Origin of the sequence: Actinoplanes awajinensis subsp. mycoplanecinus, assembly GCF_001509495.1 — a bacterium.
Taxonomy (GTDB): domain Bacteria; phylum Actinomycetota; class Actinomycetes; order Mycobacteriales; family Micromonosporaceae; genus Actinoplanes; species Actinoplanes palleronii.
This window is the reverse complement of sequence record NZ_LLZH01000121.1, coordinates 161,670-183,687: the sequence shown is the minus strand read 5'-3', so window position 1 is coordinate 183,687 and position 22,018 is coordinate 161,670. Positions and strand designations below refer to the sequence as shown.

The 22,018-nt window shown below is 68.1% G+C and carries 24 protein-coding genes and 1 pseudogene; 13 read left to right on the top strand and 12 right to left on the bottom strand.

Translation table 11 applies throughout. From position 1 onward, the window contains the following. The first annotated feature begins 16 nt into the window (after positions 1-16). From ADL15_RS16050 to ADL15_RS16030, 5 genes are all read left to right on the top strand, one after another. Positions 17-319, top strand: a complete 303-nt coding sequence (locus ADL15_RS16050; RefSeq protein WP_067690760.1) for a hypothetical protein — start codon at positions 17-19, stop codon at positions 317-319. Further along, positions 316-498, top strand: a complete 183-nt coding sequence (locus tag ADL15_RS16045) for a hypothetical protein (RefSeq protein ID WP_067690757.1) — start codon at positions 316-318, stop codon at positions 496-498. Before ADL15_RS16050 ends, ADL15_RS16045 begins: the two co-directional genes overlap by 4 nt. Before the next feature lie 124 nt (positions 499-622). After that, complete coding sequence (locus tag ADL15_RS16040) at positions 623-973, top strand: winged helix-turn-helix transcriptional regulator (RefSeq protein WP_067690754.1); 351 nt, start codon at positions 623-625, stop codon at positions 971-973. A 57-nt stretch (positions 974-1,030) separates the two neighbouring features. Continuing rightward, positions 1,031-1,654: a malonic semialdehyde reductase gene (locus ADL15_RS16035; RefSeq protein ID WP_067690750.1), complete on the top strand. Its 624-nt coding sequence runs from the start codon at positions 1,031-1,033 to the stop codon at positions 1,652-1,654. A 156-nt stretch (positions 1,655-1,810) separates the two neighbouring features. Continuing rightward, positions 1,811-2,107: a DUF3040 domain-containing protein gene (locus tag ADL15_RS16030; protein ID WP_083971300.1), complete on the top strand. Its 297-nt coding sequence runs from the start codon at positions 1,811-1,813 to the stop codon at positions 2,105-2,107. Here ADL15_RS16030 and ADL15_RS16025 read toward each other — a convergent pair. Together ADL15_RS16025 and ADL15_RS16020 are read right to left on the bottom strand one after the other, a co-directional pair. Beyond that, positions 2,104-2,940 carry a phosphoribosylaminoimidazolesuccinocarboxamide synthase gene (locus ADL15_RS16025; RefSeq protein WP_067690744.1) on the bottom strand — a complete coding sequence of 279 codons (837 nt, stop codon included), beginning with the start codon at positions 2,938-2,940 and terminating at the stop codon, positions 2,104-2,106. The genes ADL15_RS16030 and ADL15_RS16025 overlap by 4 nt on opposite strands. Positions 2,941-2,976: 36 nt before the next feature. Continuing rightward, complete coding sequence (locus ADL15_RS16020) at positions 2,977-3,294, bottom strand: hypothetical protein (RefSeq protein ID WP_157441386.1); 318 nt, start codon at positions 3,292-3,294, stop codon at positions 2,977-2,979. Between the two features lie 259 nt (positions 3,295-3,553). Here ADL15_RS16020 and ADL15_RS16015 point away from each other — a divergent pair, with 259 nt between their 5' ends. After that, complete coding sequence (locus tag ADL15_RS16015) at positions 3,554-5,212, top strand: DUF262 domain-containing protein (RefSeq protein WP_067690737.1); 1,659 nt, start codon at positions 3,554-3,556, stop codon at positions 5,210-5,212. 142 nt (positions 5,213-5,354) lie between these two features. Beyond that, positions 5,355-7,271 (top strand): annotated as a pseudogene (locus tag ADL15_RS55345) (DEAD/DEAH box helicase family protein); the annotation flags it as partial. 89 nt (positions 7,272-7,360) lie between these two features. Here the strand turns inward: ADL15_RS55345 and ADL15_RS55340 are convergent. The 5 genes from ADL15_RS55340 to ADL15_RS15985 all read right to left on the bottom strand — a co-directional run bounded on the left by ADL15_RS55340 (position 7,361) and on the right by ADL15_RS15985 (position 11,987). Then, a complete protein-coding gene (locus ADL15_RS55340; RefSeq protein ID WP_232344134.1) occupies positions 7,361-8,434 on the bottom strand; it encodes a PQQ-binding-like beta-propeller repeat protein in 1,074 nt (357 codons plus the stop codon). Positions 8,435-8,516: 82 nt separating this feature from the next. Beyond that, a complete protein-coding gene (locus tag ADL15_RS16000) occupies positions 8,517-9,113 on the bottom strand; it encodes a DUF305 domain-containing protein (protein WP_083971297.1) in 597 nt (198 codons plus the stop codon). Next, positions 9,110-9,886, bottom strand: a complete 777-nt coding sequence (locus ADL15_RS15995) for a lytic polysaccharide monooxygenase (RefSeq protein WP_067690728.1) — start codon at positions 9,884-9,886, stop codon at positions 9,110-9,112. The genes ADL15_RS16000 and ADL15_RS15995 overlap by 4 nt, the downstream gene beginning before the upstream one ends. A gap of 98 nt (positions 9,887-9,984) precedes the next feature. Then, the gene (locus ADL15_RS15990; protein WP_067690725.1) at positions 9,985-11,304 is read right to left on the bottom strand and encodes a HAMP domain-containing protein; all 1,320 of its coding nucleotides are present in this window, start codon (positions 11,302-11,304) and stop codon (positions 9,985-9,987) included. Beyond that, entirely contained in the window at positions 11,301-11,987 is a 687-nt protein-coding gene (locus ADL15_RS15985) for a response regulator transcription factor (protein ID WP_067690995.1), read from the bottom strand. The genes ADL15_RS15990 and ADL15_RS15985 overlap by 4 nt, the downstream gene beginning before the upstream one ends. Before the next feature lie 28 nt (positions 11,988-12,015). On the opposite strand from ADL15_RS15985, the gene ADL15_RS15980 reads away from it, so the two are divergent. The 5 genes from ADL15_RS15980 (at position 12,016) to ADL15_RS15960 (ending at position 17,132) form a co-directional block, all read left to right on the top strand. Beyond that, positions 12,016-12,642: a DNA mismatch repair protein MutL gene (locus ADL15_RS15980; protein WP_067690722.1), complete on the top strand. Its 627-nt coding sequence runs from the start codon at positions 12,016-12,018 to the stop codon at positions 12,640-12,642. Positions 12,643-12,817: 175 nt separating this feature from the next. Then, positions 12,818-14,770: a M4 family metallopeptidase gene (locus ADL15_RS15975; RefSeq protein ID WP_067690719.1), complete on the top strand. Its 1,953-nt coding sequence runs from the start codon at positions 12,818-12,820 to the stop codon at positions 14,768-14,770. 310 nt (positions 14,771-15,080) lie between these two features. Further along, complete coding sequence (locus ADL15_RS15970; protein WP_067690716.1) at positions 15,081-15,683, top strand: biotin transporter BioY; 603 nt, start codon at positions 15,081-15,083, stop codon at positions 15,681-15,683. Positions 15,684-15,746: 63 nt separating this feature from the next. Beyond that, positions 15,747-16,454, top strand: coding sequence for a hypothetical protein (locus ADL15_RS15965; RefSeq protein WP_067690713.1), 708 nt, complete (start codon positions 15,747-15,749; stop codon positions 16,452-16,454). Between the two features lie 84 nt (positions 16,455-16,538). Next, on the top strand, positions 16,539-17,132 hold the full coding sequence (locus ADL15_RS15960) for a GNAT family N-acetyltransferase (RefSeq protein ID WP_067690710.1): 594 nt from the start codon (positions 16,539-16,541) through the stop codon (positions 17,130-17,132). Here ADL15_RS15960 and ADL15_RS15955 read toward each other — a convergent pair. Beyond that, positions 17,101-17,472, bottom strand: a complete 372-nt coding sequence (locus ADL15_RS15955; RefSeq protein WP_067690707.1) for a hypothetical protein — start codon at positions 17,470-17,472, stop codon at positions 17,101-17,103. The two genes, ADL15_RS15960 and ADL15_RS15955, sit on opposite strands and share 32 nt — an antisense overlap. Before the next feature lie 222 nt (positions 17,473-17,694). On the opposite strand from ADL15_RS15955, the gene ADL15_RS15950 reads away from it, so the two are divergent. Then, positions 17,695-18,024 (top strand): ArsR/SmtB family transcription factor, encoded by a 330-nt coding sequence (locus ADL15_RS15950; protein ID WP_067690704.1) that lies wholly within the window; start codon positions 17,695-17,697, stop codon positions 18,022-18,024. A gap of 197 nt (positions 18,025-18,221) precedes the next feature. Here ADL15_RS15950 and mgrA read toward each other — a convergent pair whose 3' ends face one another. The 4 genes from mgrA to ADL15_RS15930 are packed head-to-tail and all read right to left on the bottom strand — an operon-like array spanning position 18,222 to position 21,986. Continuing rightward, positions 18,222-19,250, bottom strand: coding sequence for an L-glyceraldehyde 3-phosphate reductase (gene mgrA, locus ADL15_RS15945; protein ID WP_067690700.1), 1,029 nt, complete (start codon positions 19,248-19,250; stop codon positions 18,222-18,224). A gap of 29 nt (positions 19,251-19,279) precedes the next feature. Further along, positions 19,280-19,882 (bottom strand): hypothetical protein, encoded by a 603-nt coding sequence (locus ADL15_RS15940; RefSeq protein WP_067690992.1) that lies wholly within the window; start codon positions 19,880-19,882, stop codon positions 19,280-19,282. Next, positions 19,879-21,189 carry a hypothetical protein gene (locus ADL15_RS15935; protein ID WP_067690697.1) on the bottom strand — a complete coding sequence of 437 codons (1,311 nt, stop codon included), beginning with the start codon at positions 21,187-21,189 and terminating at the stop codon, positions 19,879-19,881. Before ADL15_RS15935 ends, ADL15_RS15940 begins: the two co-directional genes overlap by 4 nt. Beyond that, entirely contained in the window at positions 21,186-21,986 is an 801-nt protein-coding gene (locus ADL15_RS15930; protein ID WP_067690694.1) for an ABC transporter ATP-binding protein, read from the bottom strand. Before ADL15_RS15930 ends, ADL15_RS15935 begins: the two co-directional genes overlap by 4 nt. Positions 21,987-22,018 lie beyond the last annotated feature (32 nt).

The following is a 22,018-nucleotide window of genomic DNA, read 5'->3' as shown; positions in this document are numbered from 1 at the left end:
GCTTGGAGGCAACGCGATGTCGAGTTGGATGACATCAACGCCGACAGTCACCCCGCCCCAGCGTGACCCGGCGGATGTGGCACCGTCCGAGAGCTACCGCCCGGCCGACCCGGTGTGGGTTTACCGCAACGGCTGGCGGGCCGGCATCATCGAGGCCGCCTCGCGTCGCGCCGTCACGGTGACCTATCACCCGGACACCCAGCACCGTGGCACCGGCGTCGACACCTTCACCGCGCCGTACGTGACGTCACGCGACCACGACGACCCGACACTCGACAATCGTGGCCTCCGGCTGGTCCGGCGAAAGCCGCTGGCATGACCGGCGCCGTCACGGTCTCCGCGATCGTCGGCCTGCTGAGCCTCTTCTCCGGCGTGGCCCTCGGGTGGTATCTCCGGCGTACCAATGACTGGTGTCCCACCTGCGGCGAGCAACTCACCTGCGGTGACTGCAAGGTCGGCGTGCACTGGCACGAGCAGCAGGCCGCAGCCAGCAACTGACCGTCTTCTTCCCGGCCCGTCGCGGCTGCCTCCTCGCCGGCCAGCCGCGGCGGTCTTCTTGCCGGCCCGTCGCGGCCGCTGCGATGCGGGTTGGCGCAGGCACGGCCGGTGTAGCTTGGCTGCCATGAGGGCGGCGGAACAGAGCACGGCGGCCGGTCACCGGTCGTGCGCGAGCAAGGACGCCTCGCTCGCCCGCGCCTTCGAGTTCCTCGGCCGCCGCTGGAACGCCGCGGTGCTCGGCTCCCTGGAGAACGGACCCGCGGGTTTCCGCGAGCTGTCCCGCGCGATCGACGGCATCAGCGACTCGGTGCTGTCGAACCGGCTTTCCTGCCTGGTCGGCGCCGGCCTGATCGCCCGCGACGTGGAGCCCGGCCCGCCGGTCTCGGTGTCCTATTCACTGACCGCTGCCGGTCAAGCCCTCATGCCGGCGCTCGGTCACATCGCCGCGTGGGCCGACGAGCACCTGCCGCGGTGATTCTCTTCACCAGTCGTCCCCGTGGCTTTCTGATCGTGACACGCTAGCTTTTTAGAAGTGGATACTCTTTCTGAAGCGAGCCCTGTTCGTCACGCGGTGCTGACCGCCGAGGGCCGCAGCCTCCTCTTCACCGACGCGCGTACGGCGTCCTTCTTCGCGCCGACCCCGGTCACCGACGAGGAGCTCAAGGAGATCTGGGAGCTGGCCAAGTGGCCGCCGACCCAGGCGAACACCCAGCCGCTGCGAGTGCTCTTCGTGCGTACCGCCGAGGGCAAGGAGCGCCTTGTCAAGCACCTGGCCGAGGGCAACCGGGCGAAGTCCTCGAGCGCGCCGGTCACCGCCGTGCTGGCCCTGGACACCCAGTTCCACGAGCACGTCCCGCAGGTCTTCCCGCACAACCCGGCCCTCAAGGAGATCTTCGAGGGCAACGTTGACAAGCGGATCCAGGACGGCACGTTCAGCGCCGCGCTGCAGGCCGGGTACTTCATCATCGCGGCCCGCGCGATCGGCCTCTACGCCGGCCCGATGACCGGTTTTGACAAGGCCGGGGTGGACGCCGAGTTCTTCCCGGACGGGCGCTTCAAGTCGCTCGCGGTGGTCAACCTCGGTCACCCGGCGGAGAACGCGTACAAGGGCCGGCTGCCGCGGCTCGATGTGGCCACCACGGTGCAGTGGGCCTGAGGCTTCCCCTCGTACAAAATCGGGGTTTTTATGCACCAGCGGCCCGGCGGCGAACCGCCGGGCCGTTGTCGTGTGCCGGACTCGCGTTTCCTGGTTGACCGGCCGTGGCACGGGGTATTTTCGAGCCGTCCACCCTGGTGAACCGGAGGTGTCGGCGTGCTCGATCCGCGGGAAGAGCGAGAATTCGACGGTTTGGTGACCCGGTTGCGGGACACCGACCCAGGCTTCACGGCGCGGGTCGATCAGCTGCGGCTCCGCCAGCGCCGCCGGTGGGCGACGCTGGCGACTCTGCTGTGGATCGTCGCACCGTTCTGCCTGCTCTACGGCGGGTGGACCGGCGCGCTGGAGGCGGTCCTGGCCATCGGTTACGGCGCGTGGCTGATGCGCAAGCGCAACCGCGCGGCCGACGCACCGACGTGGCCGCCGTCGAATGATCGTTTACAGCTGGATTAGGACCACTTGTCGCCGGTCAGGCGCTCGTAGACCTCGACATACCGGTCGCGGGTCGCCTCGACCACGCGGTCCGGCAGCTCCGGGCCCGGCTCGGTCTTGTCCCAGTCGGTCTCCCGGGTCGCCCAGTCCCGCAGCACCTGCTTGTCGAGGTAGCGCTGCACGTCGCCGGGCTGCCACTCGTCGGCCGCCCAGAACCGTGACGAGTCCGGGGTGAGCAGCTCATCCCCGAGCTTCAACTCGCCGTCCTTCAGCCCCAGCTCGATCTTGGTGTCGGCGATCAGGATGCCCTTGGCCGCCGCGATCTCCGACCCGCGACGGTAGATCTCCAGGGTGATCCGCCTGAGCTCGTCCGCCTGGTCCTTGCCGACCTTCTCCTGCACCTGCTCGAACGTCATCGGCTGGTCGTGACCGGCCCCGACGGCCTCCTTGGTGCTCGGCGTGAAGATCGCCTCCGGCAGCCGCGACCCTTCGATGAGTCCGGGCGGCAGCGGCACTCCGCTGACCGCGGCGTCGCGCTGATAGTCCTTGAGGCCGGAGCCGGCGAGGTAGCCCCGCGCGATGCACTCGACCATCACCATGTCCAGGCGCTCACACCGGATCGCCCGACCCTGCCACTGCTCCGGCACGTCGGTCGACGAGATGATGTGGTTCGGCACGACGTCGCTGAGCTGGTCGAACCACCACAGCGAGAGCTGAGTGAGAATCTTGCCCTTGTCGGGGATCGGCGTCGGCAGGATGACGTCATATATCGAGATCCGGTCGGAGGCGACGAGGATGAGGTCGCCCCCGTCGGCGTAGACGTCCCGAACCTTGCCGGAGTGCAGCAGCTCCACGTGGTCCCCTCAGGTGTGGCCGGTTGGCGTGCAGTTTCACGCTATCGAACCGGGCCGCGGCAGACCTGAGGGCCCAAGGATCAGCGTGGCGTTGCCGTGCGCATCCTCGCCCATCACGCCGTCCCACCCGATTCCGGAGATCAAGGGCCAGACGCTCCCGGCGACTTCCGCGAACCTCAGGGGAGCAACATCCGCAAGATCTTTGCCCGATGACAGCTCAACAACCGCCAGCTCAAAGCCGACGTAATCCTGATCAGTCGTCTGAAACGACACCTTCACCGCCTCCGGAACCTGCTCCTCGATAGTCCGCAGCGCGGCATTCAGTGCTTCTTGATCGCCATCACGCAGTGCCATGTCCCCTCCACCAACGAAGATTTCCGGCTTCCGCACCATCGTGCCGACCGGGACCGGCCTCGGCACTCCACGTACGACCATCCAGTGACCCGAACAGCCGGTGGCGAAGGTGCACAGCTATCAATCGCCGCTGCCGACAAAGCAACTGTTTCTTGTGGACTGACCGAACCGGCGACAGCCTGACCCTTAGTGGTCATATGACTAGCCAGACAGAGGTGAAGACCGATACCATCGGCCACACGCATCAGCAGGGGGGCTCGTGACAAAGCAACTCGAGAGTGGGATGTACAGCTTAGCCAAGCTGTTCTCGCAGGAATTTTTCTTTCGGATCCCGGAATATCAACGACCATTCATGTGGGACAAGGAAAACTTTTCCAATCTCATCGGTGACTTACTCCAGACGCCGTGGGATGAACCTTACTTTCTGGGCACCCTGGTCCTTCACAAGCAGCGCGAGTCTGAATATGACGTCGTTGACGGCCAGCAGCGCCTCACGGCCCTGTGCATTCTCATCGCATGCCTTCGCGACGCTTTGTTTAAAATAGGCGAACCGAAGCTCTCGAATGAGCTTCACGCTAAAATATTCCAACCCGAGAACACGCTGGATTCAATTCCTGCAAAGAATCGCCTGCAAGTCAAGGATCAAGCAGTATTCAATGAGTTGATCAGCATGCGCGGCGGAGCCGCTTCGCCCCTTTCTGAGCACCACCTTAGCAAGCCCGCCGGGCAGCGTTATAACGATGCTCGTGAGTTGTTCTGGGCCGCGCTTGACGAATTGACAGAGGAAAGGCTGCGAAGCTTTGCCATATTTGTCAATAAGTCCTGCACGTTGATGTACCTCGCTACCGATTCGTTCGAGGACGCTTTCCGGCTTTTCACTGTTGTAAACGACCGCGGCAAGCAGCTTCGCCGCATTGATGTCCTCAAGGCCTACAACGTGGACCCGGTACGCATCCCCAACGCTGACGCCCGCTTGAAATACGCCCACCAGTGGGAGGACATGGAGAACCAGCTGGGCGAGTCACGCTTCGAGGACATGTTCCACCTTCTACGGCTCATCTACGTGAAAGATAAGCCTGCGGCTGACTTGCACAAGGAGTTCATCAACCGCATTCTGGGCAAGCCTGGCATGCCACGGCCCGGCAGTAGCTTCATGGATGACCTGACGAAGTTCGTCGACCTTTACGATCGCCTTTTCGTGGATCAAGATTACCTCGACTCCGGCGCGACGCTGCACGTTGAATATCGAACGCTCATGGCTGCCATGGTCGAACATTTCCCGGCCTCAGAGTGGCGGGCTTGCCTACTCCTTTTTGCCGACACCTTTGGCAAGAACGACCTTTACACGTTCCTGCTTGAGCTGGAAAAAGTCTATTTGGACCAGTGGGTGCGCGGGGTGCGCAAAGATGAGCGCTATGGAACATATACGGGAATCTTGAAGAAGATCGCCGCCACAACGGATGCCGGCGAGGTAATCACCGCCACCCGCATCGACACTGACGAGATCCAGAAAGCATGTCGCGCCAACAACTTCTACGGGGCCGGGTACGCAAAATACCTTTTAGTTCGGGCCGAGATTGTGACCAGCGAACTTGATCACCCGCACCAGTTCCAAGCGCGTTCCATCGAACATGTCCTACCGCAGAACCCTAAACCGGGTGGCACCTGGAGCAGTACTTTCACGTCGGAAGAGCACAGCCAACTGGTAAACACTGTCGGCAACCTGGTGTTACTCAGCAAGAGCAAGAACTCGGCCGCAGGAAGGCGCGAGTTCGCCGACAAGAAGACGACCTATCTCGAGAACAGGGTTTCTGACTTTCCTCGAAGCGTTCAGGTCCTGAGCTACCCGGCATGGACGCCAGACGACATCCGAACGAGAACGGAAGATTTCGCGCAGCTCGTCCTTCGGAACCCATAGCATGTGCAGGTCTGGGCCGCCGGCATCGAGGATGCCGGCGGCACCCGAACTGTGTCGCCATCCCGAGCGCGACTCGCCCTTCGGCCAGCCGATCGCGCCCAGAGTCCGCCCGGGCTCACGGTGATCCGGCAAACTGACCGCTGTGCCTGATGAGCTGACCGCGGGACTCTACGAGAACATCGTCACGGAGTCACTGCTCGCCAAACTTGCTGACGTCGACGAGCAACTGATCGAAAAGCAAGGCATTCGGTCGGCTGAGGCGTCCGACCGTTTCGCCCGGCTGCTGGCCGGGCAGGTCGCACGGGCGTTGGACACCGTGCCGGAATCCGACCGGGTCAGGATCGGTATCGAGGTGGCCCGGTCGCTCCTGGAAGTGCTGCACGAACGCCTCCCCAAGGCCGACTCCGCCACCGAACGACCTGAGGTCCCGGGCGAGGCGCTCACCGCGATCGGTACGTTCGACCTGGCCGGAGTTCCGCGATTCCCACGCCAGCCGCTCATTCCGCTACTGGACACCACTCTGCTGACCAACGCTCCGGGTGAGCCGCGGGTCGGCAATCAAATTCATGCCGAAATCGCGTCAGCCGATGCCATCGACCTGGTCATGGCGTTCATCCGGCGCAGCGGGCTGCGACCGTTGATGGATGCACTGAGGAAGCACTGCGAGCAGGGCAAACCACTTCGCGTGCTGACTACGACGTACACCGGCTCGACCGAGCTTGAGGCGCTGAATCAACTTACCGAGTTGGGCGCGGACGTTCGGGTCTCGTACGACCTGACGACCGCACGGCTGCACGCCAAGGCCTGGCTTTTTCACCGAAACTCCGCCCTGAGCACGGCCTATGTCGGCTCGTCCAACCTGACCCACTCGGCCCAGATCGCCGGCATGGAGTGGAACGTCCGGGTGTCTGCGGCCCGCAATCCGGACGTGGTGCGCAAGATTGGCGCCGTCTTTGAGAGCTACTGGCAGAGCGGCGACTTCCTCCCCTACGTCGAAGAGCAGTTCCGCAAAGCGCTGGAGTTCGGGCGGCAACGCGGCGACCGGCACCAGACCACGCTGAGCCCGATCGAGATTCGCCTGGAGCCGTTTCAGGAGCGGCTGCTGGAGATGATTGAGGTTTCCCGGCAGTCCGGTTTCGACCACAACCTACTGGTCTCGGCGACCGGCACCGGGAAGACCGTGATGGCTGCCGTGGACTACGCCCGCCTTCGCAAGCGACTGGGGCGGGCTCGGTTGCTCTTCATCGCGCACCGGCGGGAGATCCTGCAGCAGAGCCTGGACACGTTCCGGCATGCCATCCGCGACCACACCTTCGGCGAACTCTGGCTGGGTGGGCAACGGCCCGATTCCTACGAGCACGTGTTCGCGTCGGTGCAGACTCTCACCAGCCACGGTCCGGAGAAACTGGCCGCCGACCACTTTGACGTCGTCATCATTGACGAGTTCCACCACGCGGCCGCCGAGTCGTACGAAAAAATCCTGGCGCACCTCAAGCCGAAGCAGCTTCTCGGACTCACCGCGACCCCGGAACGCACTGACGGCCTCTCCATCCTCCACTGGTTTGGCGACCGGATCGCCGCCGAACTGCGCCTGTGGGATGCGATCGAACAGCATCGACTCACGCCGTTTGTGTACTACGGCATCCACGACGGCATCGATTTGACCGAGGTGCCCTGGCGCCGCGGGCAGGGTTACGACCTGACCGCCCTCACCGAGACCTACGTGGGCAACGGCAGCTGGGTCCGGTTCGTCTACGACCAGCTTCGGCAACACGTCGACGACCTCGCCACCATGCGGTGTCTCGGGTTCTGTGTCAGCGTCGACCACGCCCGCTACCTGGCCGAGCAGTTCCGGGAGCTGGGCGTGAACGCGGTTGCGGTCTCCGGTACCAGCTCGGATGAGGAGCGGCGCGGCGCACTTCGCGGATTGGAGAACGGCAAGGTCCAGGTCGTCTTCTCGGTTGACCTGTTCAACGAGGGCGTCGACGTACCTGCCGTGGACACTTTGCTGTTCCTCCGGCCGACCGACAGCGCCACCCTCTTCCTGCAGCAGCTGGGGCGCGGGCTCCGCCTGCTGGCCGGCAAAACGGTGTGCACCGTGCTGGACTTCGTCGGCATGCACCGCCGCGAGTTCCGCTTCGATCGGCGCTATCGTGCCCTGCTCGGTGGCAGTCGGCGGGATCTGGAAAGGGCTGTCGAAGAGGGCTTTCCGTTCCTGCCAGCGGGCTGCCACATGGAACTGGACAAGGTCGCCCAGGATGTGGTGCTTCGCAGCATCCGGGAAGCGGTCCCGGCGAACTGGAAGTCTCGGTTGCGGGACCAGGCCAGCCGGCCAGTCGCCGCGTCCAGCGCTGTCGCCCCCGCCTCCGACGCCACATAGACCCGGCGCCCGTCGGTCGCCACCAACTCGCTGGCTCGGCTCGGTGCTGACCACCGGATCGCGCCGGTGGACGTGTCCACCGCGACCAGCGCGCCCGACCTTGCCGACGCGTAGAAGCGGTCCGCCGCTGGGCTCGCCGCCTGGACCTCCCACGGCTCCGGCGTGGACCACCGGGCCTTTCCGGTGCTGATGTCGACGGCCGTGGTCCCGGTGGCGCCCACCAACGGGACCACGCCGTTCGCCGAGACGCCGCTCGAGACGAAGCCGGGTTTGCGCCACAGCAGGTGGCCGTCGCGTACCCGATAGGCAGTGACCTCGTCGTCGTCGGACGGTGAGTTGCCAGAGATCAGGACCACGTTCTTGTCGACCACGACCGTGTCGACCGGTGCGTCGCGGCCGATGTGCCAGCGGGCCCGGCCGGTAGCCGCGTCCAGGGCGGTGAGCTGGCCGTTCGGGTCGCTCTGTGACTGGCAGTCGCCGTTGGCGAGGATCAGCAGGTCACCGGCGACGGCCATCCGCGGCAGCGTGTTGTCCTCGGCGTAGTCCCAGGTGAAGCGCCAGATCATGCCGCCGGCGGCCGGGTCGTAGGCGGTGACGCCCTCCCGGTCGGTGGCGAAGAGCCGACCGGCGCCGAGGACCGGGGACGAGAAGCCGGAGCAGCTCTCGTCGACCTCGCGGAGCTTCGCCGACCAGATCGTCCGCAGATGGCCGACGGTGGCCGGGGTGATCGCGGACTCGTGCGGGTTGAACCAGCTGTCCTCGGCGTCATAACCGGGGTGGCCCCACAGCGGCACGGGCAGACCGAGGACCAGGGACGACAGGGTGGCGACAGTACGCTTCACATCCGCAAGATAACGGACTAAAGGTGCAAAAAAGCGGATGGCCCGCCCGCCAGGCCGGGCCATCCGCGGCCGCGGTCCGGCGTCAGCCGTTGAGCAGCTTCAGCATCTGCTGGACCTGGTCGGCGCGGGATTCCTTGACCCGCTCCGCGAACGCCTTGGTCTGCTCGTTCGCGCCCTTGTCCAACTCGATCTGCGCCATCTCGACGGCGTTGTGCTGGTGCGCCAGGAAGAGGTTGAGGAAGGCGGTCTCGAAATCCTTCTTCGTCACCGTCTTCAACGAGTTGATCTCGTCGTCGGTGGTGCTCGGCAGGCCACCGTGGTCGGCGTGGACGCTGACCCGCTTGTCGACGGTCGTGGGTTTCTGCCACTCGGTCAGCCAGGAGCGCATCAGGGTCAGCTCGTCGGTCTCGGTGAGCGACACCGCCTTGGCCAGGTCCGCGACGTCCGAACGGGTGGCCCGGGAGGCGCCGATCGCGGCCATCTCCAGGCCCTGCTGCTGGTGGTCGGCGAGCATCTGCAGGAACATCACGTCGTTCGCGTTGAACGTCGCGCCGGCGGTGATCTCCGCGACGGTCTGCACCGAAGGAGCGGCCGGGGCGGCCGGCGACGACGGAGCGGTCCCGCACGCCCCGAGCAGGAACGGCGCACCGAGCGCGACGGCTAGCAGGCGGCGCTTCACAGCGGCAGCCAGAGCGCGAGCGTGTAGACCGACGGCTCCCAGCTGTTGATCGACCGGTGCGACTGGCGGCAGGTGTAGGAGGCTCCGCCGAAGGTCACCACGTCACCGGTCTGGTAGCTGGTCCCCGGCGCCCAGGCGCTTCCGCTGGAGGCGGGCGCGGAGGATGTCGTCGAGCTGGTCGGAGCCGTCGTAGGAGCGACCGTCGTAGGAGCGGGAGCGGGAGCGGCCATGGTCGGCGCTACCGTGGGAGTGGACGTAGCCCCGCCACCAACGTTCAAGTCGATGCAGCTGTAGAACGCGTTCGCGGTGTCCCCGATGTTCCACACCGCGAGAACCGTCCGCTTCCCCGGGAACTTGCTCAGATCCACGGTGTGGCTGACGGTCGCCTCGGGGATCGCGTTGTTGTCGTTGAACGTGGCGACCTCGGTACCGTCCACGTAGTAGACCCAGCTCGCGGTCCGGTGCCGGGCGGTCAGCACCCAGTTGAACGTGGTCGACGTGCCCACGGACTTGGCCGGCCAGTTGCGCGAGTTGTCGTTCAAGATCGAGAAGTTCGCGTTTCCACCGTTGCATTGCTTGGAACCCTTCGGGGCCTCGACGCTCTGCGGCTCGAACTGGATCGAGCCGCAGTCGGTGACCGTTCCGGCGGCACAGAGCGCCTGACGGCTCGGCGGCGACGAGACGTATCCGTGCGCCAGGGCCGGTGAGGCGATCACCAAAGTCGACCCGACCATCCCGAGGGTGGCCAGCGGGTAGGCGATCTTCCTGCGCATGTCAGTCTCCAGACAGCTCGTCCTGGCTTCCTTACGAGCCGGAACGTTAAGAGCAGCTGCCATAACGAAGCCTTAACGCGACTGTAAAACCACCAAGATCAGAAGTTCGCGCGCCGGCGGCGACGCGGTTCCGGATCAAGATCAACATCAGGAGCGGCGGTCAGCAGGAAGCCGACCCGCGCACCGCCCAGCGGGCTTCGACCGACAATCAACTGCCCGCGTACGGTGTCAGCCGCTCTCCGCACGATGTCCAGCCCGAGCCCGGTCGAGCCGGCCCCGCTGTACCCACGCTGCACCGCCGCGGCGGGATCGGCGATCCCCGGCCCGGCGTCGTCCACCAGCAGCCCGGTCGACGAGACGCTGACCCGGAACGCGACGCCCTCGTCGGTGTGCGAGAAGACGTTGCCGAACATCGCGTCGACCACCATCGTCACGTCGCTGCGGGACATCGGCACCGTCACCGGTTCGTTCCCGCCGACCACCTCCCACGGGCGCTCCTGGTCCTCGGCCAGCACCGACCAGAACGCCAGCCGGTCGGCGAGCACCTCGACCAGGTCGCAGCTCTCGTTGCCGCGATCCTCCACACCCAGCCGGGCACCCGTGATGATCTCCTCGAGTTCCTGGTCGAGCAGGTCACAGGCTTGACGCATCCGGTCGGCGATCGGCCCGGGCGGGATCGCCTCGGCGTCCAGCCGCAGCGCGGTCAGCGGCGTACGCAAGCGGTGCGACAGGTCCGCGGCCAGTTCCCGTTCCCGGTCCAGCAGCCGCCGCAGGTCGCCGGCCATGGTGTTGAACGCCTGCGCCGCGTCCCGCAGCTCGCGCGGACCGGTCGGCTCGATCCGCTCGTTGAGCTCGCCGGCGCCGAGCCGGCGGGTCGACGCCGCGAGCTGGCGGGTGGACCGCACCAGCTGGGCGCCGAGCCGGTCGGCGAGCGCGGTCGAGCCGCCGACCAGCAGCACGGCCAGCCCGAACAGCGCGAGCCAGGCGGACCAGACGCCGCGGCGCATCTCGTCGTCGGTGACGAACACCTCGACCACCACGGTGCGGCCGTCGGTGAGCACGGTCGGCTGCAGGTACGCCACCCCGCCGTCGGCCGCCGCGGTCGCCGAGCGGCGCTGCGCGGCGGCCCGCTCGACGGTGGTGTCGCTCAGGTGCGAGGTGCCGATCGGGTCCAGGCCGGGCAGGTGCACGGCGAGCAGCCCGGCACTCCCCGCCGACGTGCTGGCCACCGCGTTGGTCAGCGCGGTCGGTTCGGCGTTCACGCCGAGCACCGTGACGATCGAGGTGGCCTGCTGGCGCGCCTCGGAGATGGCCTTGTCGTGGGCGATCTGCCAGATCGCGACGGCCAGCGGGACCAGGAACGCGAGCGCCACCATCGAGGTGATCGCCAGCGCCAGCCGGTTCAGCGCCCACCTCACTGCGGATCGACCATCATCACGCCCACGCCGCGGACGGTGTGCAGGAACCGCGGCTTGGCGGCCGTCTCACCGAGCTTGCGGCGCAGCCAGGAGATGTGCACGTCGATCGTCTGTTCCTCGCCGATCCGGGCCTGGTTCCACACCTGGTTCATCAGCTCGCGCCGGCTGATCACCTGACCGACCCGTTCGGCCAGGTAGGCCAGCACGTCGAACTCGCGGCGGGTGAGCTGCAGCGGCTCACCGCGCAGCTCGGCCCGGCGCTGGCGCGGCTTGATCACCAGCTCGCCGACGGTGATCGCGTTCGGCGCCTGCTCGGTGGTGGTGCGGGCCCGGCGCAGTACCGCGGAGATCCGGGCCAGGATGTGGCCGCCGGAGAACGGTTTGGTCACGTAGTCGTCGGCACCGGCGCTCAGCAGTGCAATGATGTCCGCCTCCGAGCGCCGGGCGGTCGCCACGATCACCGGCACGTCGGAGACCGTACGCATCATCCGCAGCGCGTCGGTGCCGTCGATGTCGGGCAGCCCGAGGTCGAGGATGACCAGGTCGGGGCGCTCCTGTGTGACGATCTTCAGCGCTTGGGCGGCCTGCCCGACCGGGCGCACCACGTGCCCGGCATCGGTCAGTGCACGGGTGAGTGCGGCCGCGATGTTGCGGTCGTCCTCGACCAACAGGATCAACGCCATGGCGTACACCATAGGACCAGGTGAGAGGATGAGCCTCGTGCGCTCTTCGAGGTGGCTGCCGGTAGCCGGCTGGTTCCTGGCGACCGCTACCAGCATCGTGCTCTCCTGGGTGGCGCTCCTTCCGGTGCTCAACGCCGCCCGCCCCGACGTCGGCGCGCTGCCCGACATCGATCAGGTCCCGGCCGCCGACATCGTCGCGCCGCTGCCGGTGCCGTCCACGTCGTCGCGCCCGGAGCCGGGCCGCACCGCGGAGCCCGGCCAGACCTCGTCCTCGCCCAAGGGGACCAAGCGGCCACAGCACACCAAGCCGGCCACGAGTCCGGCCACCGAGCCGCCGACGTCCGCGCCGGCCGTCACCACGGCGCCGGCCACCACCACCGAGGACGGCTGGACCGTCACGACCGGCAGCGACGGGGTGAAGACGTACGTGCGCTCGTTCTCGGTCGAGGGCGGCCAGGCGGTGATCCGGATGACCAGCCGGGGTGTGGTCTCTCTGGTGACCGCCACTCCGGCGGACGGTTACGCGGTGGAGAAGACCCAGACCGCGCCGGATGACCTGGCGGTTTACTTCAACGAAACCAACCACAGCTTCATCATCCGGGCGATCTGGTGGAACGACGCTCCGTTCACCGAGGTCAACGAGATCGGTTCATAGAAGTTCCTTAATAAAGCGCTCTCTCAGCGGCCATTCAGGAACCGCAAGGGTTTTCCCTGATTCGGTGACGTTCGTCGATGCTTAACGTCTCACCACAAGTCATCCAGGTGTGACCCATCGTCCACGGACGGTCGTGACCCGCCCGCCAACCCCCCGGGCGGGAAAGGAGATGTGCGTGAAATCCCGTACCCCTGTCGTCGTCGCTGTGGTCGCCGCAACCGCGGCCGCTACGGTGGCCGTGGCGCTCGCCGGACCGGCGACCGCCCAGCCGAGCACCCCGGTGGCACCCGCCGCGGCTGCGGCTCAGGCCGCTTCGGCTCTGTTCGCGGCTCGTCCCGCCGCCCTGCAAGCAGCGGCGGACGAGGTCTTCGTCCAGCACGACGTGATCTCGACCGACACCCTCCAGTACGTGCCGTTCGACCGGACGTACAAGGGCCTTGCGGTCATCGGCGGCGACGGCGTCGTCGTCACCGACGCGCTCGGCCAGGTCAAGTACACCTCGGTGGCCCAGTCGACTCCGCTCGGCGCCATCAACACCACGCCCACCCTGAGCGCCGCTGACTCGCTGAAGGTCGCCAAGGGCGAGCTGAAGACGGTCGGCAGCGTCGAGGGCACCAAGCTCATCGTGCTCAACACGACCGGCTCCCCGGCCCTGGCCTGGGAGTCCACCATCAAGGGCACCAGCGCCGACGGCCCGAGCCGCCTGACGGTCGACGTCGACGCGGCGTCCGGCAAGGTGCTGCGGACCTACGAGCACGTGACCGACGTGGCCGGCACCGGCACCGGCTGGATCAACGGCTCGGTCAGCCTGGACACCACCCTCTCGGGCAGCACGTACAGCCTGAAGGACCCGAGCATCGCGACGCTGACCTGCCAGGACGCGTCGACGAACACCACGTTCAGCGGCACCGACAACGTGTGGGGCAACGGCACCGGCACCAACAAGGAGACCGGCTGCGTCGACGCGTTCTACTCGGCGCAGAAGGAGAAGGGGATGCTGTCCAGCTGGCTGGGCCGCACCGGCTTCACCAGCAGTGGCGGCGCCTGGCCGATCCGGGTCGGCCTGAACGACCAGAACGCGTACTACGACGGCACCCAGGTCCAGATCGGCAAGAACACCGCCGGTCAGTGGATCTCCTCGGCTGACGTGCTGGGCCACGAGATCGGCCACGGCATCGACGACAACACCCCCGGTGGCATCTCCGCCGGTGGCACCCAGGAGTTCGTCGGCGACGTGTTCGGCGCGGCCACCGAGGCCTTCGCCAACAACCCGAACGACCCGCCGGACTACCAGGTCGGCGAAGAGGTCAACCTGGTCGGCAGCGGCCCGATCCGGTACATGTACAACCCGTCGCTCGCCGGTGACGACAACTGCTACTCCAGCAGCACCCCGAGCCAGGAAGTCCACGCGGCGGCCGGTCCCGGCAACCACTGGTTCTACCTGCTCGCCGAGGGCACCGCGCCGACCAACGGCCAGCCCGCCAGCACCCGCTGCAGCGGTTCCGGCGCCCTGACCGGTGTCGGCATCCAGACCGCCACGAAGATCTTCTACAACGCGATGTTGATGAAGACCTCCAGCTCGTCCTACGTGAAGTACCGCACCTGGACGCTGACCTCGTCGAAGGCTCTGGACGCCACCTGTGGCCTGTTCAACAAGGTCAAGGCCGCCTGGGACGCCGTGAGCGTGCCGGCCCAGACCGCCGACCCGACCTGCACCGGCGGCAGCACCAGCTCGCCGACCTCGTCGCCGACTGCCTCGCCGACCACCTCGGTTCCGGCCGGATGCAGCGGCACCAACGCCACCGACGTCACCATCCCGGACGCCGGCGCGGCCATCACCAGCGCGATCACCATCAGCGGCTGCGCCCGCAGCGCCTCGGCCACCTCCACGGTCGCGGTGAACATCGTCCACACCTACCGCGGTGACCTGAAGGTCGACCTGGTCGCACCGGACGGAACGGTCTACGCCCTGAAGGCGACGTCCAGCACGGACAGCGCCGACAACGTGGCCACCACCTACACGAAGAACCTGTCCAGCGAGGCCGCGAACGGCGCCTGGCTGCTCAAGGTCCAGGACATCTACTCCTCGGACACCGGCTACATCAACACCTGGACGCTCACCCTCTAGTCAGGGCGCGTTCGTGAGAGGGGCGCTGCCGGTCACGGCAGCGCCCCTCGACCTTTTGGCTGGCTCTCAGGGGTGTCTCCGCATCGCGGAGACACCCCTGAGGACCAGCCGGAACCCGCAGGCGCGCTGCGGTCGGGAGCGGTCACGGTCTCGCGGCGGCCTCACGGGCGGGACTCGGCTCGTAGCCTGCGGACGGTCGCTCCGTATTCGTACCGAAAAAGGTCCGATGTGGTGCGACCTGGACCACAGCGAGGCCTTCTCGTGATCTTCGGTGTTTACGGTTCCCGGCAATGCTGGACGGGAGGTCGTCATGGTGACTGACGTATTCGGTGCGGTGGTGCCCGGACGGCCGACCGGTGTGCTCGCCGACGTGTGGGGCCGGTCCGCGGTGCGCGATGTGATCCTGACCGTCGGCGCTGCCGGTGCTGTCGGGCTGGCCGCGCAGATCGCCATCCCGGTTCCCGGTTCGCCGGTGCCGATCACCGGGCAGACGTTCGCGGTGCTGCTCGCCGGCGCGGTGCTCGGTCCGGGCCGGGGCGCGGCCGGCATGTTCCTCTACGCGGTGGCCGGCATCCTCGGCGTTCCGTGGTTCGCCGGCGGCTCGGCCGGTTGGCCCGCCGCGACCGGCGGCTACCTGGTCGGCTTCGTGATCGCCGCGGCCCTGGTCGGCCAGCTCGCCGCGCTCGGCGCCGACCGCCGCCCGGGCTACACGATCGGCCTCATGGTGATCGGTAACCTGCTGATCTACCTGGTCGGTGTGCCCTGGCTGGCCCTGGCCACGACCATGGACCTGCCCACCGCGTTCCTCAAAGGCCTGGTTCCGTACCTGATGGGCGACATCCTGAAGATCGGCCTCGCGGGCGCCCTGCTGCCGGGCGCCTGGATGTTGCTCAATCGCAAGCATCCCGGTTGATCGGCGCCTGACGGGGTACCCGCCCACCTGCGAAAACTCACCATTTCTGCAGGGAGGCCGGACATGCGACTCGATTTGCTGCGCCCGTTGTACGAACGCCCCGGACCGTGGGCTTCGGTCTACATCGACACGTCCCGGGACGCCAGGGACACCTCTGTCGAGCCCCGCTGGGAGGCGGCCCGGGAGTCGCTGGCCAGGGCCGGCTGTGATCCGCACACGGTGCACGCCCTGCAGGACGCGGTCCTGGACCATCCGGGCCGGCCGGGGCGGCACGGGCTCGCGCTGTTCGCCACGTCCGGCGAGGTGATCATGCGGCAGCCGCTGACCGCGCCACCACGGGCCGCGATCGCGGTCTATGAGCCGCTGCCGCACGTGATGCCGATGATCAGCCAGCTCGGCGAGGAACTCGAGGAACACCGGCAGGACGTGCTCGACCAGTTCCAGTCCCAGATCGAACGCGACGACAGCGCCGGCAACGGGTTGTCCGAGGTGGTGAGCCACCTGTCGCGGGGTCAGGTGGACACGCTGCTGCTGATCGACGACCCGTCCTCGACCGAGCAGCTCTGGATCGGGCCGCAGCCGCACCAGGTGAGCGACGACCCGGAGCTGCTCCGCTCGTCCGGATTCAGCCATCCGCCACGGGTCCGCGCGGACGCCGCGATGCTCCGCGCCCTGGTCGGCACGGACGGCTCGATCGTCCTGGTCGACCCGGAGGAACACCACCTGCACGGCGGGGTGGCCGCCGTGCTGCGGCACGCGGGCGCGCGCTGATTCTTCGCCCACAGGCTGTGCGCACAGCCTGTGGATAACTCGAACGGGTGTGCGAATGGCGGCACGCGATGGCAGGATGATCGCGTGTCGCCTGACGAGTTGCGCCCGACGTATCCGATCACCACCGAGCGCCTGCTGCTGCGCCCGTTGACCGCCGCCGACACCGAGGCGCTGCTGGCCTACCGCAGCCGCCCCGACGTCTGCCGGTACGTGCCGTTCCTGCCGATGACCCCCGAGGTGATCGCCGATCGGCTCACGACGTACTGGTCCGCGACCGACCTCACCGATGAGGGCCAGTCACTGACGCTAGGCATCGAGGTCGCCGAGACCGGGCAACTGGTCGGCGACGTGATCCTGTTCTGGCACAGCCGCAAGCACCGCGGCGGCGAGATCGGGTACGTGGTGAACCCCGAGTTCACCGGCAAGGGTTACGCCACCGAGGCGGCCCTGGCCATGCTCAGACTCGGCTTCGAGGACCTGGGACTGCACCGGATCGTCGGGCGGATCGACGAGCGCAACGAGCCGTCCGCCCGGGTGCTGCGCCGGCTCGGCATGCGGCAGGAGGCCCGGCTGGTGCACAACGAGCTGTTCAAGGGCGAGTGGAGCACGGAGGTCGACTTCGCCATGCTCGCCGACGAGTTCTCCGCTAGATATCCAGACCCGTCTCGATCCGCTTGAGCTGGTGCCGGGCCAGCGCCAGGTTGGCCCGGTCCTTGTTCAACGCCAGGTAGAGGAAGAGTCCCTGCCCGGTGCGCCCGGTCAACGGCCGGATCAGGTGGTACTGCGATTCGAGCGTGATCAGCACGTCCTCGATGTTCTCCCGCAGGCCGAGCATCTCCATGGTGCGCAACTTCGCGCGGATCACCTCGGTGTTCGCGGCCGCGGCGACGGTCAGGTCGAAGTTCCGGTCACCGCCGGCGACGCCGAGGGCCATTCCGCTGCTGCGGTCGACCAGGGCGACGCCGATCGCGCCGTCGATCTGCATCGCGTCCTTCAGGGCTACGTCCATGTCCGGCATCTCGGGTCCTCCCGTGTCGCATCGCTCCGGTCGACATCGAGAGTCGCCGACATCGGCACGATCGCGTCGCACATGATGTCCGATCTGGAGGGTCGGATTCCTGGAACCCTGAGGTGACCAGCAATCGACTTGAAGATTTCTGCAAGTCCGAAACTGAACAAGAGGCGTAACCGGGCCGCCCGCACCGCGTTGGTCGGTGTGAATGACTGGAGGGGACCCGACGTGTCAGTGCCGCTGTACCAGGCGAAGGCCGAGATGTTCCGCACCCTCGGCCACCCGGTCCGGATCCGGGTCCTGGAACTGCTGCAGGACGGCCCGCGACCGGTCCGCGACCTGCTCGCCGAGATCGACGTCGAGGCGTCGAACCTGTCCCAGCAACTCGCCGTCCTGCGCCGGGCCGGCATCGTCGCGTCGTTCCGGGACGGCCCCCTGGTGATGTATGCCCTGAGCACCCCGGACGTCGCCGACCTGCTGGCTGCCGGCCGCCGCATCCTCGGCGCCGTCCTCACCGACCGGGACAGCCTGCTCGTCGAGCTCCGCCGCCAGAAATAGCCACAGGCGCCGGACCGATCAACCCCCATTTGGTACGAATACCGAGCGCCCGTCCGTAGGCTACGAGCCACGCTCACTGGTGGTCTCGCGCGAGACCGTGACCACTACCGGACCGCGGCGCGGCGCACGGCCCCGGCTGGGCCGCAGGGGTGTCTCCGCGGCGCGGAGACACCCCTGCGGCCCAGCCGGGGCCGTGGTCAGTGCGCGCTCGACCCGGCCCAGAGGTTGATCCCGGACTCGGTCGCGTACTTGTCGATCTCGGCCAGCTCGTCGGCGGTGAACGTGGTGTTGTCCAGCGCCGCCAGGTTGTTCTCCAGCTGGGACACGCTGCTCGCGCCGAGCACCACCGAGGTGACCCGCGGGTCGCGGACCGACCAGGCGATCGCCAGCTGGGCCAGGCTCTGGCCACGCCGTTCGGCGATGCCGTTCAGCGCCCGGATCTTGCCGAGGTTCTCCTCGTTCAGCCAGTCCGGGGTGAGCGACTTGTGGTCGCCGGCCCGCGACCCCTCCGGGATGCCGTTCAGGTAGCGGTCGGTGAGCATGCCCTGCGCCAACGGGGAGAAACCGATGCAGCCGGCGCCCTCCCGCTCCAGCACGTCGAGCAGATCCTCCTCGATCCAGCGGTTCAACATCGAGTACGACGGCTGGTGGATCAGCAGCGGGGTGCCCAGGTCACGCAGGATCGCGGCGGCCTCGGCAGTCTTGGCCGGCGAGTACGACGAGATGCCGGCGTACAGCGCCTTGCCGGAGCGCACCGCGGAGTCCAGCGCGCCCATCGTCTCCTCGAGCGGGGTGTCCGGGTCGAAGCGGTGCGAGTAGAAGATGTCCACATAGTCCAGCCCCATCCGCTTCAGGGACTGGTCCAGGGACGCGGTCAGGTATTTACGGGAGCCGTGGTCGCCGTACGGGCCGGGCCACATGTCGTACCCGGCCTTCGTCGAGATGATCAGCTCGTCCCGGTGCGGGGCGAAATCCTCGGCGAACAGGCGACCGAAATTGATCTCGGCCGAGCCGTACGGCGGGCCGTAGTTGTTGGCCAGGTCGAAGTGCGTCACACCGAGGTCGAAGGCGCGGCGCAGCACGGCCCGCTGCGTCTCGATCGGCTTGTCGTCGCCGAAGTTGTGCCACAACCCCAGCGAGATGGCGGGCAGTTTCAGGCCGCTGCGTCCGACACGGCGGTACGCCATGGCGTCGTACCGGCTCGGAGCGGCTGCGTAAGAGGTCACCGTTGATTCATATCCCACCCCGGGTGGTCCTACCCGCCGACCTCGGCGACTGCTCGCCTCGACGGCCCGGTCAGGGTGTAGGCGGCGAACCCGCCGAGCGCCAGCACCAGCGCCGTGACCAGTGCTGCGGTGTCCCCCGGCGCCTGGGACTGCCAGGTCAGTACCCGCCCGAGGGCACCCTCCCCCTGCGGGAACATCACGGCGAACAGCGTCCAGCCGAGTGGCAGGAACCAGGACCGGGCCGGGGTGAGCAGGGTGGCGCTCAGCGCGGTCAGGCCGAGCAGCCCGGCCGCGTCCCGGGCCACCATCCACGCCGGGCTGAACCGGGCCGGGGTGACCAGCGTGACCGCCAGCAGTCCCACCACGATCAGCAGCACGGTCAGCAGGTGCCCGGCCCGCCGAACCGGCCACCGCAGGGCGGCGGTCCGGTCCAGCGCGTAGTCCGGGCTGGTCAAGGTGGTGGTCAGCCCGGCCACCATCAGCAGGACGGTCAGCACGATCAGCTCCGGAGCCACCACGCCGTTCTGGGTGTTGCCCAGCGCCAGCAACCACATCAGCACCGCGCAGCCGGCCGCCACCGCCAGCGCCATCGGGGCCCGCCGCGAGCGCAGGTACAGCGTCAGTTCCCTCACGTCGTGCACTTCAGCGCGTCGGCGCGGATCGCGAGCACCTTGGCCGTCGCCTGCTCCGCGGGCAGGGCACGCAGCTGCGCCCAGAGTGCCCGGGCCTCGGCGGCGCGCTCGGGGTCGTCGAACTCCGAGACGGCGGTCGGCGGCTCCTGCCCGACCAACCAGTACCCGGCCGCGCGCGCCTGCGCCCAGGACGGCCCCTTCTCGCACTCGTACGGACCGGTGAACGCCGCGATCACCGTCTCCGGCAGGACCGTGGACGGCTCGTCCAGGTGGCCGCCGGCGCCGACCTCGATCCGCAGCAACGCGGTGTCGGCGGTCTGCGGCGCCGGCACGAACGGCAGGTACGTGGTGTTGTCCTCGTGGACCCGGGTCGGCCCGCCCGGCAGCTTCGCCAGGACGGTCAGCGCCTCCCGGGCCGGCCCGACCAGCTCGGGCAGCAGCCCGGCGTGCACCCGGCTGACGCACACCCGCGGTTCGTCCTTCGCGCAGACCAGCGCCTTCGCGACCGGGTCGACCGAGTCGGTGACGATCCGGTTCTGGTGCGGCATGACCAGGATGGCCAGCGCGGCGCCCACCGCGAGCGGCAGCAGCGCCGCCACCCGGGTCCGCCAGGTGCCGGACGCGAACAGCATCACCCCGGCGACCGCGAGCGCGGCCATCCAGATCGCCTGGGAGCCGCTGACCTGCCAGGGCACCGTCGCGTAGTCGTCCGGCATGTTCATCTCGTCGATCGGCGAGAAGACCATGGACAGCCAGCCCCGGGGCCGGGTGGCCCAGGGCAGGCCCAGCAGCAGGCCGAGACCCGCCACGGCCAGGACCGGCGGGGTCACCGGGTGCGGCAGCAGGCGGCCGACCGCCAGACCGAGCCAGACCCCGGCGATCAGCGTCAGGCCGCCGACCGCGGCGACACCCAGGACCGCGGACGGCAGGTAGTCGGCGGTCCTGACGATCGACACCCCGGCCGCGACGCTCACCAGCAGGTAGCCGACGATCATGGCGAGGGCCATCGCGGTGATCGTCGGCACGGCCCGCCGCACCCGGGACCGGGGCGTGCTGGCGAACAGCTCGCCGACGTTCGACTTCTTCTCCCGGCGGCCCTGCCAGGCGCCGGCGGCCAGGGCCAGCGGCCAGAGCAGCACCAGGTACAACCGCTGGGTCATGGCCAGCTGCATCCACCCGACCGACCACTCCGACCCGGTCATCGAGCCGCTCGCGAGATACATCAGCGCGGCGCCGACCACCAGCACGATCAGGGCCGATCCGAGGGCGGCCGACCGGCGCAGTTCGATACCCAGCACGCGGCTCATCGGGCGGCCTCCGCCCGGTGCCGACGTAGCAGCGCGGAGTAGCCCCGCTCGGCGGGACTGTCCCCGGCATCGCCCTCGCCACCCTGGGCGATCAGCTCGTCCGGGGTGCCCTGGAAGACCAGCCGGCCCGCGTTGATCATCACGACGTCGGAGCACGCCGCCACCACGTCCTCGACCAGGTGCGTGGAGACCAGGACGCAGCTGTCGACGCCCAGGTCACGCAGCAGCTCCCGGAAGTCGAGGCGCTGCTCCGGGTCGAGGCCGACGGTCGGTTCGTCGAGCAGCAGCACCGAGGGGTCGTTGACGATCGCCTGGGCGATGCCGGCCCGGCGCAGCATGCCGCCGGACAGCGTCTTCATCCGCGAGCCGGCCCGGTCGGCGAGACCGACCCGTTCGATCGCCCGCTGCACCGCGCCCGGCACCGACGGCTTCGGCATCTCCTTGAGCCAGGCCATGTACTCGACGAACTCCCGCACGGTGAACCGCGGGTAGAAGCCGAACTGCTGCGGCAGGTAGCCCAGCCCGCGGCGGACCCGGCGCAGGTCGGCGCGGCCGGCCACCGACTCGCCGAGCAGGGTCAGCGCCCCGCCGGCCGGTTCGATGACGGTGGCCAGCGCGCGCATCAGCGTGGTCTTGCCGGCGCCGTTCGGACCGAGCAGGCCGTGCACCCCCGTGCCCAGGGCCAGGTCGAGTCCGTCGACGGCCAGGTGCCGGCCGGCCCGCACGCGCAGGCCCTCGGCGTGTACCACCCACGGGTGGGTGGTGGGGGCCGTCTCGGCCGCGCTCACCGTACGCATAAATCGGTCTCCTTCGATTGATTGCGCCGACA

What these genes read in the sequence shown, in the direction of transcription:
- ADL15_RS15980 (WP_067690722.1), top strand. Translation starts at nt 12,016, where the DNA reads ATGAGCCTCGTGCGCTCTTCGAGGTGGCTGCCGGTAGCCGGCTGGTTC.
- ADL15_RS16045 (WP_067690757.1), top strand. Translation starts at nt 316, where the DNA reads ATGACCGGCGCCGTCACGGTCTCCGCGATCGTCGGCCTGCTGAGCCTC.
- ADL15_RS15985 (WP_067690995.1), bottom strand. Translation starts at nt 11,987, where the DNA reads ATGGCGTTGATCCTGTTGGTCGAGGACGACCGCAACATCGCGGCCGCA.
- ADL15_RS15965 (WP_067690713.1), top strand. Translation starts at nt 15,747, where the DNA reads ATGCGACTCGATTTGCTGCGCCCGTTGTACGAACGCCCCGGACCGTGG.
- ADL15_RS15930 (WP_067690694.1), bottom strand. Translation starts at nt 21,986, where the DNA reads ATGCGTACGGTGAGCGCGGCCGAGACGGCCCCCACCACCCACCCGTGG.
- ADL15_RS15935 (WP_067690697.1), bottom strand. Translation starts at nt 21,189, where the DNA reads ATGAGCCGCGTGCTGGGTATCGAACTGCGCCGGTCGGCCGCCCTCGGA.
- ADL15_RS16020 (WP_157441386.1), bottom strand. Translation starts at nt 3,294, where the DNA reads ATGGCACTGCGTGATGGCGATCAAGAAGCACTGAATGCCGCGCTGCGG.
- ADL15_RS15955 (WP_067690707.1), bottom strand. Translation starts at nt 17,472, where the DNA reads ATGCCGGACATGGACGTAGCCCTGAAGGACGCGATGCAGATCGACGGC.
- ADL15_RS15970 (WP_067690716.1), top strand. Translation starts at nt 15,081, where the DNA reads ATGGTGACTGACGTATTCGGTGCGGTGGTGCCCGGACGGCCGACCGGT.
- ADL15_RS15995 (WP_067690728.1), bottom strand. Translation starts at nt 9,886, where the DNA reads ATGCGCAGGAAGATCGCCTACCCGCTGGCCACCCTCGGGATGGTCGGG.
- ADL15_RS16040 (WP_067690754.1), top strand. Translation starts at nt 623, where the DNA reads ATGAGGGCGGCGGAACAGAGCACGGCGGCCGGTCACCGGTCGTGCGCG.
- ADL15_RS16050 (WP_067690760.1), top strand. Translation starts at nt 17, where the DNA reads ATGTCGAGTTGGATGACATCAACGCCGACAGTCACCCCGCCCCAGCGT.